Genomic DNA, 13,555 nt, shown 5'->3' with positions numbered 1-13,555 from the left:
AACGGCCCATTGCAGCCATTGACCTGACCAATCTTTGCAGCGGCGCGCTTCCCCAGTGCGGACGTTGGTCGATAGCGCAGCATTTTGGCCAACTATATGGCCGCAACGCGGGACAAACCGCTATTTCGCTGCGGCTGCGCTAAAGTCGGCTCTCGAGAAATCTGGCGGGCAGAAACGGTCGTTTTCGCCGATGACAGAAACGCATGAGTTTTGTCCGATTTGTACCCGGTCAAGGTAACTGCGGTCTTCCATTATTAGCGCCAGGAATGCGCAGCTGGCACGGTCATGGGAGCATGTAGCTTCGTGATGTTTTCAATGCTTGGAGTCTGCCCTTTTCTGCAGCACTATGTAGGTTGAAGTTTCTGGTGGCTGTTGGAGCAGATAATACCGAGATAAGGAGTTTTTGGCTATGTTTGGTGTGCCGACGCGTCTGATCCTTTTGGCCGTTGGGTTAGTTTTGGTCAGCGCAGCGTTTTTTCTCAACATGCTTGCTCCCCTACGAAACGCTTCCATCTCAGCGGAAGAGCGTGTCGCGATATCTCGGGTTCATCCTACGCCTGCTTCGCAAAGCGCGTTTGATTGTAAAGCACACGGCCGCCTCGGCGAGACACTTGTTGTCAAAGCCTGGAATCAGATCAAGGAGGATCAGACATTACCAATTAGACTTGAGTATGAAAGAACCGCCATTAACTCCCTACCCTATTGCCCAGAGTTGAGCACACTCCTTGAGGAACCATTAGTAGTTAGCTTGCACTCGCCTAGCTTTGAAATCACTCCGTCAGAAACTTTCTCTACGGATATTGGAACCTCACCACCCGTTAATACAACTTGGCTGGTGACCCCCAAGGGACCGGGTTCCCATTCCCTAGTGCTCCAAGTTGACGGAACGATCTATGGGCTCGACAGTACGGAAGCATCCAGAGCATACCCAAACTGGCAACCAGTGGTAATGGACGGCAGGACCATTGAGATACCTGTTGAAGTATTCACGAAGCTCGGAATGCAGAACCAGACAGAAACAATCATCCGCATAGTGCTTTCCATATGCGGGTTCATCCTCACATTGCCGTTTTTGGCAGCGCTTCTGGGCTTTAAGAAAGACTGAGCAAGATTGGAAAATCTCTTTCACGTCTGAGTGACAGAAACCCCCTGCCAAAACTTTCCGGTCAAAAACGGTCGTTTTTGTCACTCGCGTCATGGCCACATGAAACGTTGAAAAGTCTTGTGCCACAACCCCTTGGCAAAACTGCCTTAGGTTTTGTCACCTTTTTGACCTGCCCATGAAGAGTGGACGTTCGTACACAGCGCAGCATTGGTCAAAGTGGGCTCCTTGCAGACATCGAATGCGGCGCAGCATCTGTCGCCAATACCTCGTGCGCGCTGTCACACACGGCCCAATACCGACCTTCGCGCTTGGCGCAGCATATGTCTGCTGACAGCCCATTGTGGCCAATGCTGCGCGATGGACGAATGGCAGCATTGCATGGTAAAGTACGTTTCATAGTATGCGCTCCATCTTATTTAATCAGGAGGAAGGAATGCGTCTTTTTCTTTCAGCTTTTTCAATCATGGCCGTTTCACTGAATCCTATTGCGGCCTTAGCCGGCAACGAGTTTGTCACCATGGAGTCCGTTCGATTTGAGCCAGACGGACAAGTCGTCGCCAGCCTTAGTGCTGGAAATGAGGTGCAAATCGATGCGGATGGTTTTGTTTCCTTTGAAGGACAAGCTTTGACCTCGGACGGAATTGCAACGCCGCTGACAATTCGTATTCAAACAGCAGGACGTGCCGAGGCGCCTTCCCTAGAGGAATATGCAGAAGTTACGGGCCTCGTTTCTTTGACAGGGCGAACAGTATTCAATCCATCAATCGAGGGGGTTGAAATTGAGAAGACAATCTACACGCTTAACAGCAATGTAGAACAATCGGCGGGCTCGATCACGATTACCGATGAACCACTGCCCGCTGTCGTCGGCTGGCTAATATTTGCAGGCGTTGCGAGTTTCACAGGCGTCAGTGCGGCGATTATTATCACTTGTTTCGAAAATGGCGGAACGCCCAAGGTCTCTATGAATGCGGACCTTACTAAAGGCAGAGGTGAAGTTTCTGTAATCTGCGAGCGCTGACATCAGTAGGACTAAGCAAGATCAGACATTGCCGATCGTCAACACATTGAACCCAATGCATTTTTTTTCGCCCAGAAGCAGACTTGATAGCTGGCGATATGAACGGCGGCTTTGTCCCACGTTGCCGCCGTTCGAAAACTAGAATGTAGCACTATGCATGAACTTCCGGTTCGGGGAAATCAACCAGCCGAGGTTTCGGTGCCTCGAATGTCTCCTTTGGGCCGTTCTTGTCGCCAACTGACGCCAAGATTGAGCAGATGCCGCGCCGCATCGGAGGTCCGCAGAGAGCCGATTGTGTTGAAAAACTCGAAGATCTGACAGCTGCATTTTTCTGCCAAAATCTGTTGCGGTGGCCAAACTGAAACCGAGTGCCCGGTGCAGCCTCTGAGAGCGTCAGACGCTACCAACATTGATCTTGACCTGCCCCCCGAAACTTCCCTCGTTCTGATGTAGAGTTTGCTCAACCTTTTGAAGGAGCAAACAGATGCGAAAGAGCCGTTTCACCGAGGCGTAAATCATCGGGATGATCAAGGAACAGGAAGCCGGAATGCCGACTGCGGAGGTGTGTCGCAAGCACGGCCTCAGCCAAGGCACGTTCTACAAGTTCAAATCGAGGTATGGCGGCATGGAGGTGTCTGACGCCGCCAAACTGAGGGCACTGGAAGATGAGAATGCCAAGCTCAAGCGCCTGCTGGCGGATACGATGCTGGACAACGTCGTTCTGAAGGATCTCTTGGGAAAGAGCTGACGACGCCGAATGAGCGGCGAGAGGCAGCGCTCAGGGCGATGCGGGATCACGACATCTCGCAACGCCGGGCCTGCCGACTTGTCGGCGTCGATCCAAAGACGGTCCGGTGTGAACGCCCGCCGGATAATCCTGAGATACGCAAGGAGATGAAAGCGGTCGCAGCCAAGCGCCGCCGGTTCGGCTATCGGCGGATCGGCGTGATGCTGGAGCGCAAGGGTATGATCATGAACCACAAGAAGCTGTATCGGCTTTACACGGAGGAGAAGCTTGGGGTCAGGCGACGAAGGGGCCGCAAACGGGCGCGTGGCTCGCGGACACCGATGCCAGAGGCTCTGAGGCCGGGCGAGCGCTGGTCCTTGGACTTCCTGTCCGACACGTTCGGTGCCTCGCGCAGGTTGCGCGTCCTGGCGGTGAATGACGATTGCTGCCGCGAGAACCTGTGCCTGATGGTCGACTCCAGCATCTCGGGCGCACGGGTGGCGCGGGAACTGGATGCGCTGGTCCGGCTCTATGGCAAGCCCGCCAGCATTGTCAGTGATAACGGCACCGAGTTCACCAGTCGGGTGATCCTGAAATGGGCGACCGAGAACGGCGTGGATTGGCACTACATTGACCCCGGCAAGCCCCAGCAGATTGCCTTCACCGAGTCATTTAACGGAAGCCTGCGCGATGAGCTCCAGAACGAGGAGATGTTCGACTGCCTGGATGATGCCCGCCGAAAGCTGGCGCTTTGGCGCTACGACTACAACAATGTCAGGCCACACTCATCACTCGGAAATCAAGCGCCCGCAGAAGTGCGCCGGACGCTTGAGCAATTTGAGGGCTCCGCGCCCGGCGCGCTTGCCAAAACCGACGACCAGAACTATCAAAACCAGACCCGCAGACTCTCGTTATGAATGACGGAGCCTCGGGGGGCAGGTCACGACAATTGACGTAATCATTCAGACAGGCCAAGTGAGTAGCGAACGCCGCTTTAAGTGGGGGGTAATTCCCCGCGTTGAGTGTTCAGTGCAACAGCGAAATCAGATCAGATTGACAATAAAGAAATAACCCCATGCCACATCCAGTTGATATTCACGTAGGCAACATTATCAGCTGCTGCCGCAAGCGAATTGGAATGACTCAGCAGGAGCTGGCCAAAAGTATTGGCGTGAAGTTTCAGCAAATCCACAAATACGAAACTGCCCACAATCGCGTCAGTGCATCAAAACTTTTTGAAATTGCCGCTGTGCTGCAAGAACCTACTGACTACTTTTTTGAAGGTTTGGTAAGGGAGCCAAGTATCGGCGACACACCAATGGATTTGCCGGACCTGCTGTCTGACAAGAAAGCCCTCGATCTTGTCGCCCTATATTACGCCATTCCTGAATCCCAAAGACAAAAACTGATGGACTTGGCTAAGGCATTGGCGGCTTAAAAGTTAGCTAAATGTAGCGCCCGCATTTTGTTAATAGGCATCCAACGGCAGTTAACCTATCTTACTTGTAGTCGTTTCAGGCAACATAGCTTGATACGGAACAATCATAACATTATGCGCAAAAGTTATTGCTTTGTCATGGCTTTGAATCTTGCGGCTTTGAATGCGTTAGAGACATGTCTTTATGTAGTTTGAGTAGAATTTCTCGCACTTCAGACTGCCCTCGGAACTCTGCCACACTGGCTAAGCAAAACAGGCTCTCTAGCAGCCACTGGTAGTCCTTCATAGTCTTCACCTCGGTGTTGATTAAGTGATCCGCTCCCGCGTAATATTGCAGATTGTTAATGCGCAGCGGTATTGGCGGTCCGATCAGGACTGGGCCAGATCACGCGCTCTTTGGCGATCCAAAGGTGCTCTGGCATCCGTTTGACACTAGCAGAAGGGTTTCCGGCAAGTTCAAGCGCCTCGCGCTTGTTTTCAGCCAGCGCCCAACCTTCTTTGAATGCGTCTGCATCCTGAGGTGTTGGGACTTTGATTTTCCAAACTTGTAACATGAGACGATTAACCAACATCATGTTAAACAAATCGTTAAAGCGCATAATAACTTTGTACCTAGAGTTGAGTTGCGCGCAAATACGTTGGCCCGCGTACCCACCCTGAAGCCCATGTTGTGAATCAAAAGGCGGCGAACAAAAAAATCTACCAATTTTTTTGAAAACTCTTGGTGCTTTACCGCCCCTAAATTTGTTAACGTCCGCGGACATATTGCTTCCGTTCGGACGACAGCGCTCGGCGCGTTAACTGCAAATTCACCATAATCATCCAAGCATTCTTCATCAGTAAGGACCAATAATAGAAAGCGAACAAGAATGCCCAGCTTCGACCCCATTTATACGCCCTTTTGCATTTCCGAAGTCGCTGAACTAGTGCTCGAAGATCCAGCGATCTGCGTCGCCGACAGGCAGCGTGGCGCATTGGGTGCGAGCCTGACATGGGGGGACAGGAACACCCCGGAACTGGCGGCGCACTCCTTCGTCGACATTGTAGAGTATGGCCTAAACCAACGATTGAATGCCATAACCAGCTTTCGGCTGATGGAGAGACAAAGTATTGGCGTTGGGCTAGACTGGATATGCAGTTTGGAGGAAGACTGGGATCTTGTTTCAAAACGCGATTTTGTTCGCGACAATCTGGCCTACCTTGATTGTGAACTCTGTGAGGAGTTAAGTGAATATCGCTACATCACTTCTGTCCTGCGGTCAGTTTTCCGGCAGACTTATGCAGCTTTCATTTTGAATTATTGGTTCAATTGCATGTATAGATGCAGCGACCTCATCTCGGGGCAACTCACATTAGGGGTAGAGCATGGCAGTTCTACCGGAAAAGCGGGAATCACACATGTACGCTCCGATTTAGGACGATATCCTATATCCGGTTTGGCTGCTGCTTGAGCACTGCAAGTACCTTCATAGGATACTTATGCGCGTTTTAATGTAGCAATTTCGAAACCAACACATGATGCATTAACATAGGTTCATGTATTTGACTTTCAAAACGGTAGAAACCGACGCTTGGATCCCATTTTGTCCCCAGGACATATTATGCGGCTCCGTGCCCGATGAATTTGGGGACATTTCTCCGTCGAGGCGATAACTGGGTTTCTATTTGAGATACACAGAGGGCGCAACGGCCAGCGCCGCTGTTCAGATTGGGTGCAAGTCGTAAACTGTTAGGGAGATATTGGTTGAGAATACAACCGTCAAGACCACCGCAGTTCGCTATAACATGCTACGCAGACAATGGGCATCCTTGAGCTCCAGGCTCGCGTAATTAAGCTGGCGCTACCCGTTTAGCGAGTGTTTCGTTCGTACTGGTTGCATCCTCATATCTCAACATGCCCTTCGTTCCGCAACAGCGCCGCCGATCAGGCTGAGTGGCGCGATCTTGGCATGGCACAAGGGGCATACTCGCTGTTCTTGAAGAGACGCGTTCGCATTCGCCTGACAGCGTCCGGCAAAGATGCCTGCAACATGGCCCTATCAGTGCCTGAGATCGCAACCGATCTATCAGACGTACCGGGTCATGCGTCCTAATCCCAAAAGAATTAATAAAATCCTACCCTTAAGCGCTCGTTAAGAGGTCTCCTGACATCAATGCTACTAGAGCTCAGTTGAGGGACTGAGTCTCATTGATCAGACAATGAACTAGGGGTGGTTCAAACATGGGTTATTATACTTACTCGGACAAACAAGCTGGACAGATTTTTGGTAGCGGTGGGCCGATCGTGGGAACTTACGGCGACGACATTTTCAACCTTACAGCTACAAATTCAAAAGATCAGTTTCATCCTTACGGTGAGTGGGGTGACGATACCTACAATCTTGACTTTAGTGATATTAGTGGCTTTGCCCACGGTCATCACATTATTTCTGATCATTTTAGCGACGTGAACTACTCAGACACATTCAACTTTCAGAATATAGAAGAAGTTCATAGTGGCGGAATCGTGGTTGGTCGACTGGAAGACTTTGATAATACACGCGACATTCTAAAGTTAGAAGGGCAAGTTCTGGATCTGAATAACTTGGAGGCATACAAGAACGAACACGTGGCTGACGTCAGATTGGTTGGGTTTATGGGCTCACACAACGATCACGGGCAGGAAGCGCAGCAGTGGCTTCTTATTGAAACTGCGACTGGTGGCAAGATATTCTATGCCATCGGCGGGGCCCGCATCGACATGGACAGAAATGGCATGTCAAACGGCCATCATCATGAAGCTCATTTTTTACTCCACCATCAACTCCCGGACTTTGCGACGCTGCCCGATATTCAATTTCTTGATGACAACAACGTTGTACCAGCCGGATATTCCGTAAACCTTGGTGTAATCTACAATGATCATGACAAAGTCGCATCAGATGTTCGAAATGTCATAGGCGATGAAGCCCACGAAGCGACCAGTTTTGGTGACCTAATAGCTGCAGGTTTAAATGACGATAAAGTGGTGGCTAAGGGTGGAGATGACGTTGTTTGGGGAGGTAGCGGAAATGATATCATAATGGGTGGCGCTGGCAACGATACGATCTATGGAGGCTCCGGCAATGACTTTTTACATGGCGGTCAGGGAAGCGACAAAATCATTGGCGGCGCGGGCTTTGACACCATGTCATATTCGGGCGCAACAAAGGCTCTTCAGGTTGACCTTGTCATCGGCACGGGGAGCGGGGGCGCTTCGGGTGACACTTTTTTGTCGATCGAAAACGTCCATGGCGGCGGTTACAATGATACCCTTAAAGGCAACCATGAGGGCAACACGTTGCTGGGTGGTCTTGGCAATGACGTCTTGATAGGGCGGGCGGGGTCTGATGTCCTGAACGGAGGGCAAGGAAACGATCGAATATGGGGTGGCGATGGCGAAGACAAGCTTTTCGGTGGGAACGGTCGAGACATACTTCGGGGCCATAGCGGAGACGATACTCTAAACGGAGGTGGTGGAAACGATTGGTTATTTGGTGGTGCCGGCGACGACGTGCTTATCGGCGGGAATGGCCGGGACATACTTAGGGGCGGTAGCGGAGACAATACTCTAAACGGAGGTGGCGGGAATGACTGGCTATTTGGTGGCGATGGCGAAGACAAGCTTCTCGGCGGGAATGGTCGAGACTTACTTCGGGGCGGTAGCGGAGACGATACTCTAAACGGAGGTGGTGGAAACGATTGGTTATTTGGTGGCGCCGGCGACGATGAGCTTCTCGGCGGGATTGGTCGAGACACTCTTCAGGCCGGAAGTGGGGACAATACTCTTGACGGAGGTGGCGGAAATGATCGACTTTTTGGTGGCAATGGCCAAGACAAACTTATCGGCGGGAATGGACGAGATTTACTTCGGGGCGGCAACGGAGACGATACTTTAAATGGAGGTGGTGGAAAAGATTGGCTATTTGGTGGCGCTGGGGATGATACTTTTGTTTTTGAAAACAACTCAGGCGTTGATCGCATATGTGATTTCGGTGCTGAACCTGACAGTGATGTAATAGATCTTCACTTGGTCTCCTGGATTGAGGATTGGACCGACTTAAAGGCAAATCACATGAAAGAGTACCAAGACGACGTAATAATTGAATATGGCGCAAACCAAATAATTATTGAAGATACAACAATCGACTATTTCATCGCTAGCGACTTCCTATTCTAGCCAAGAAATCTCTACTGTGGTGACCCGCTCCCCGGAGAGTCAGCTATTTTTGGGTTAGCTTTGTTCAGGTTTTGGTCTTCTATTGCTCAGGAAACGATTCCCGCCGGGGTCAGACCGGCCAAGCGGGTACGTGAGCGAGGGTGATTGAAGTCGAGGCGCAATGCTAAGCTCGTCGGGAAGCAGCACTGTTTGTAGGTTGTGGCCGCCTGCGCTGCCTCAATTAGCGCGGTGGGCGGCCATAACTGGGTCACAGGTCTCAACAGTGATTTTGCATGAACCGGGCCTTGAGTTCTTAACTCCAACCGCTTTCGGTAAGCGGTCCTTTGGCCCCACGTCGATCAGTTGATCGTCTTTTTCGGCTTCCACCGTTTTGCCAGCTTGAGCACTTCGAAGCGCAGTTCGTCTGCTGGTGGTGTGCTTGGGTCGAACGAACCGCCATACCATTCTTTGAGATTTGCGTGTTCGGGGTGCTTGGGGTTGGCCATCGCGTCCAGGAACTCTTCATATCCGGGGAAGCCACCGACGTCTTCTGGCGGGCATTGGCCTGAGATGTCTGTCTGGCGCGGATAGAGATCGCCTGGGTTGGGATCGGTGAACTCTCCGATTTGCAGCCTGTGTTCCCAGCTATCGCCGAAGTCGTAGGTATAGCGGATGCTGCGCGCGCCGGTGTCTTCGAGCACCTCAACAAGAGTTGTTTTGTCGGCGGGCAGGTCATCACCGCCAAAGTCCGGATCGGGCAGGCCCCAAGTCGCGCCCTCTGTCTCGAACATGTATAGATGGGAGTTGGTCCAGCCCATTACGGCCTGCAGCGTCAGGTGCAGGCGGTCGAGGCGAATATCTCCGGGCACCTGTAGGGTGCGGGTGACAGCGGGTTCGACGTACTCAAGCGTGACCTTGATTTCGATGATGCTCATGACCGTATCCTTTTTGCCTGACCTCGTTGTAATTCCACGGCAGTAAGTCGTCGATATCGGATTGTTTATGGCCGTTCACAATGGCTGTGAGCGTGCCTGTCAGATAAGTATGCGGATCAACTTCGTTGAGTTTGCAGGTTTCGATCAGGGAGGCGATGACACCCCAGTTTGCCGCTCCGGCGTCATGGCCAGCGAAGAGTGCGTTTTTGCGGTTCAAGGCGATGGGCCGGATCGTCCGCTCCACGGCATTGCTATCCATTTCGATACGTCCATCATCAAGGAACAGCACCAAGCCGCTCCAGTATTTTGCGATGTATTTGAGCGCTTCGCCCAGAGGGGCTTTGGAGGAGACGCGGGCGCGATTGGCGACCAACCATGCTTTGAACGCTGCAATCAGCGGGGCTGACTGATCTTGCCGTGCCGCCAGCCGGGCTTTGGTGCTCAGGCCTCGGATATCCTTTTCGATCCGATAGAGGGCAGCGATCTGTTTCAACCCCTCTTCGGCAATCGGGGCTGTGCCGGATTGCGCAACCTCGTGCAATTTACGCCGCGCATGCGCCCAGCAATAGGCCAATGCAACACAGTCATCCACGCGTTTGAGCAAGCGGTCGTAGCCTGCATAGCCATCAACTTGAAGGATGCCCGAGAAGCCTTTCAAAATATCATCTGCATATTGGCCGGACCGCCCCGGTGCATAGGTGAAGGCGACACCGGGCGGGGCCGCACCAGCCCACGGTCGGTCATCGCGGGCCAGCGCCCAGAAGTATCCAGTTTTCGTTTTGCGTTTGCCCGGATCCAACACTGGCGCGCGGGTTTCATCCATGAACAACTTCGAGGACCGCTTCAAATCAGCCATCAACGCATCGAACACAGGCCGCAACTCATAAGCCGCTTTGCCAACCCATCCAGCGAGGGTGGAACGGTCCAGATCGATCCCTTGGCGGCTGTAAATCTGTGCCTGACGATAGGGCGGCAGGTGATCCGCATATTTGCTGACCAGCACATGCGCCACCGTAGCCTCTGTTGGCATGCCGCCTGCGATCAGACGTGCTGGTGCAGGTGCCTGAACGACCCCGTTTGTGCAAGATCGGCAGGAATATTTTGGGCGGCGGGTGACAATCACACGGAACTGCGCGGGGATGATATCGAGGCGTTCGGACTCGTCCTCACCAATCACATGGCGCTCGGCACCGCAGGCGCAGATCGTGCTGTCGGGCTTAATAATCTCTTCGATGCGGGGCAGATGCTTGGGCAGAGATCCACGATTGGTGTTGCGTGGCTTGGCCGCGCGCGATGTGGGTAGATCAACGGCTTCGTCTTCGGCATGAACCGCCGCAATCGCCGTTTCGATGTCTTCCAGCGCCAGCTCATATTGCTCAGGATCGGTCTTCTCGGAGCGCGCGCCGAACCAGGCGTGTTTGAAGTCAGAGACCAACTTCTCCAACCGCAGGATGCAATCTTCCTTGCGTTCAATAACAGCGTCCCGATCCGCGAGCAGCGCATCCCGCTGAGCAATCTCAGCCTGAGAAGCCAGGATCATGGCCTTCAGCGCATCAATATCATCTGGTAGATTTGAACCCGTCATCATGGCGGATACCTATCAAAAGATGCAACCAATCACCCGTGCAAAAGCCTGCCTGATTCACTCTGCCGCAGTCGGCGGACGTGCCGCCAAATCCGGCACAACCAGCTTGCCGTCCTTTGCCATCCGCCGCCACGATGACAAATGATTGGGCCGCAGATCATGCCGCCGCGCCACCTCGTTGACCGTCACACCGGGCACCAGCGTCTCCGCCACAACACGCCCCTTGAACGCATCCGTCATCTCCATTCCAAATCTACACTTGGAAAACGACTTGCAGATCAGACAGATGTCAGGAAGGTGGGGGCGGCGCACCGCTTACCTCTTTCGGCTCTTGCGCGTCGGACACTTCCGTCCCGCCATACTTGGACTGCCATTTATAAAACGTAACATCGCTGACGCTGTGCTCGCGGCAGAACTCCTTTGCACCAATCCCTGTCTGGTGATCTTTCAAAATCCCAAGGATCTGTTCTTCCGTGAAACGGTTTCTGTTCATTGTTTGGCACCTCAATTGGAGAACTGGCTAACCCTAAATGCCGGACATTCCAGGGCAGAAGGTCACATTCGATATCACCCCATGCTGTCGTGCATGCCGCAGCGCCTTATCGTTGTCGTTGAGTTTTTCATGATGCATTGCGCCCAACTTAAGCGAGATTCAGCCGACGTTAAGAAGCATGAATGATACATTAATCAACTCTTAACCAATTGGGCGAATGCTTGTCATCAATAAGACCTGGTGGAGGTATTGTAATGACTAATGGAAACAACGAGAGCGCTATGCTGGAAATGTCGATGGCGCTAAAGAATATTTCAACCGTTCTGGAAATGCTTCTTGATGGAGACCTTCTGCTAGAGGTTGATCAAACAAGGAAAGGGATTGAAACCGTACGGGGCTACACAAGTCTGGTCGGGGAGCGTCTATTCGAGCTCTCACAGTCCCAAAACGCCTTTTCTGACGGTTCTAGCATTCAGCATGCGCTGATCAACTGACTTCGCAAGCTTTTCCGCCCGACTGCTGGGAAAGGCTTGCCTGGAAATACTGTTGTCTATTCGTAATGTGTGTCAGGGTTAGATGTAGCTTTCAGCCTCTACCCTGCTTCATCTGTTATTATGTCATTCTGTTTGGACCTAATAGAAACAACGTTGCTGCCACGCATGCCCGCTTCGCTATTCAAAACTCCTCGAGGCATCAATTCTATATCATGATGAAGCTGTAGCAGAATATCGCTCACTTCGGGTTGTCCCCGAAATTCGGCCAAACTGGTCAAGCAGAATAGGTTGTCTAAGAGCCACTTGTAGTCATGCATCCAGGTCGCCTCAAAGTAGTTTCTACTACCTTTCATGTCGGCGCTTAACAAAGCGTTAATACAAGGAGTTTTCAGCGCTTCGATTAAGTTTGGGCCAGATTACCCGTTCTTCTGCTAGGTTAAGATGTTCCGGCGTCCGGTTGACGATAGTTGAAGTGTTTCCAGCACGAACAAGCGCTTCGCACTTGATTCCAACCTGCGCCCAAGCTTCATCAAAAGCTTAAACGGCAAGTTCCGAGCGGAATGCCTGAACACACACTGGTTCATGAGCCTTGACGATGCCCGGGCAAAAAGGAGGAGTCGCGTAGGACTACAACGAAGTTCGCCCCCACAGCGCAATCGGGAACAACCCACCGATCTCGCTGATGAATGGCTCAGACCTGCAACTAGCACCCTGAGCCTCAACCCCCGGGAAATCTCCAGCCGGGTGGTCCGAACATGGGGAGCAGCTCAGCCAATCATGCACTAACATTCAAACTGGACCGCTTAGGTGGGGCTGATCAACCTCGATCATTCACCTTGATGATACCCCAGCCACTCCCAATTCAAGCCACGGGTCTATATGCAGCATTGGCACCAATCAACGCTGCCAGGCTTTGGGTGAACCATGCGAGGTCGGCGTCCTTGAGGTTCAGATGTTTTACGAAGAACAGGTCTCGCCGCAGAAACGAAAAAGGTGCTATTCGCCCTTATCGGGCGTTACATTCTAATTAATTGATATTAAATGATTTTCCCGCCCAAAATAGTGAGCGTTACACAGGTGTTCAATGTTTTCAATAACTTAGCGCATGTCACGCGTTACGCTCGGAAATATGTCTTTGCGTGCGCGCGTGCGTGCGTGCGCGTTTATACTTAGATATATATCTGTTACAGCGTTATATAATAATATAAACCACTGAATTCTAAAGATTATTCATGTCACAGCGGGCGTTACAGGATTGAAACTCCGTTACATCCTTGTTTTCATTGATGTATTTGCTTTTTTGGGCGTAGTTTGCTCCTGAAAGCGTTACAAAATCAGGGCTCCAGACTTGTTAAACGATCATGAAATGACATTGGCATAAAAAATGAACTCCGATCCGAAGGGCATCTCGTCGTTACAAAATCGGGTCACGAGCCTGTCGATGCCAGGAAATTTCGGACGGATGACGCGCCAATCTGCCTGCCTGTTTCGGTCTCAAGTGAGGGAAACCGCTTGCCTAAGGTCGTTATGTATCATCGCTTAATAAGGGGAAAGGAAAACGAAAACTTGTTTAACGATGA

At 51.8% G+C, this 13,555-nt stretch carries 12 protein-coding genes and 1 pseudogene; 8 read left to right on the top strand and 5 right to left on the bottom strand.

Going from position 1 to position 13,555, the window contains the following annotated elements:
• The first annotated feature begins 409 nt into the window (after positions 1–409).
• The 4 genes from MUY35_RS03010 (at position 410) to MUY35_RS02995 (ending at position 4,291) form a co-directional block, all read left to right on the top strand.
• On the top strand, positions 410–1,105 hold the full coding sequence (locus MUY35_RS03010) for a hypothetical protein (protein WP_248363814.1): 696 nt from the start codon (positions 410–412) through the stop codon (positions 1,103–1,105).
• A 433-nt stretch (positions 1,106–1,538) separates the two neighbouring features.
• Positions 1,539–2,126, top strand: coding sequence for a hypothetical protein (locus MUY35_RS03005; protein WP_248363813.1), 588 nt, complete (start codon positions 1,539–1,541; stop codon positions 2,124–2,126).
• Between the two features lie 523 nt (positions 2,127–2,649).
• A protein-coding gene (locus tag MUY35_RS03000; protein ID WP_248363812.1) for an IS3 family transposase occupies positions 2,650–3,770 on the top strand; the annotation gives its coding sequence in 2 pieces (ribosomal slippage) (positions 2,650–2,857 and positions 2,857–3,770; 1,122 coding nt in all).
• 158 nt (positions 3,771–3,928) lie between these two features.
• Positions 3,929–4,291, top strand: a complete 363-nt coding sequence (locus MUY35_RS02995) for a helix-turn-helix domain-containing protein (RefSeq protein ID WP_248363811.1) — start codon at positions 3,929–3,931, stop codon at positions 4,289–4,291.
• A gap of 341 nt (positions 4,292–4,632) precedes the next feature.
• Here the strand turns inward: MUY35_RS02995 and MUY35_RS02990 are convergent, their stop codons facing one another.
• Positions 4,633–5,055, bottom strand: a complete 423-nt coding sequence (locus MUY35_RS02990) for a hypothetical protein (protein ID WP_248363809.1) — start codon at positions 5,053–5,055, stop codon at positions 4,633–4,635.
• Between the two features lie 105 nt (positions 5,056–5,160).
• On the opposite strand from MUY35_RS02990, the gene MUY35_RS02985 reads away from it, so the two are divergent.
• Together MUY35_RS02985 and MUY35_RS02980 are read left to right on the top strand one after the other, a co-directional pair.
• Positions 5,161–5,742 (top strand): hypothetical protein, encoded by a 582-nt coding sequence (locus MUY35_RS02985; RefSeq protein WP_248363807.1) that lies wholly within the window; start codon positions 5,161–5,163, stop codon positions 5,740–5,742.
• A 770-nt stretch (positions 5,743–6,512) separates the two neighbouring features.
• A complete protein-coding gene (locus tag MUY35_RS02980; RefSeq protein WP_248363806.1) occupies positions 6,513–8,489 on the top strand; it encodes a calcium-binding protein in 1,977 nt (658 codons plus the stop codon).
• Positions 8,490–8,827: 338 nt separating this feature from the next.
• Here the strand turns inward: MUY35_RS02980 and MUY35_RS02975 are convergent, their stop codons facing one another.
• The 4 genes from MUY35_RS02975 to MUY35_RS02960 are packed head-to-tail and all read right to left on the bottom strand — an operon-like array spanning position 8,828 to position 11,481.
• Positions 8,828–9,403 carry a plasmid pRiA4b ORF-3 family protein gene (locus MUY35_RS02975; protein ID WP_248363805.1) on the bottom strand — a complete coding sequence of 192 codons (576 nt, stop codon included), beginning with the start codon at positions 9,401–9,403 and terminating at the stop codon, positions 8,828–8,830.
• Positions 9,372–10,991: an IS66 family transposase gene (locus tag MUY35_RS02970; protein WP_248363804.1), complete on the bottom strand. Its 1,620-nt coding sequence runs from the start codon at positions 10,989–10,991 to the stop codon at positions 9,372–9,374. The genes MUY35_RS02975 and MUY35_RS02970 overlap by 32 nt, the downstream gene beginning before the upstream one ends.
• Positions 10,992–11,045: 54 nt before the next feature.
• Positions 11,046–11,228, bottom strand: coding sequence for a transposase (locus MUY35_RS02965; protein WP_248363803.1), 183 nt, complete (start codon positions 11,226–11,228; stop codon positions 11,046–11,048).
• 49 nt (positions 11,229–11,277) lie between these two features.
• Positions 11,278–11,481, bottom strand: a complete 204-nt coding sequence (locus tag MUY35_RS02960) for a transposase (protein WP_282569153.1) — start codon at positions 11,479–11,481, stop codon at positions 11,278–11,280.
• A gap of 254 nt (positions 11,482–11,735) precedes the next feature.
• Here MUY35_RS02960 and MUY35_RS02955 point away from each other — a divergent pair, with 254 nt between their 5' ends.
• Complete coding sequence (locus MUY35_RS02955) at positions 11,736–11,975, top strand: hypothetical protein (RefSeq protein ID WP_248363802.1); 240 nt, start codon at positions 11,736–11,738, stop codon at positions 11,973–11,975.
• A 522-nt stretch (positions 11,976–12,497) separates the two neighbouring features.
• Positions 12,498–12,690, top strand: a pseudogene (locus tag MUY35_RS02950) (transposase); the annotation flags it as partial.
• Positions 12,691–13,555: the final 865 nt, after the last annotated feature.

Origin of the sequence: Aliiroseovarius sp. S1339 (assembly GCF_023195695.1) — a bacterium.
Classification (GTDB): domain Bacteria; phylum Pseudomonadota; class Alphaproteobacteria; order Rhodobacterales; family Rhodobacteraceae; genus Aliiroseovarius.
This window is presented reverse-complemented; position numbering and strand designations above follow the sequence as displayed.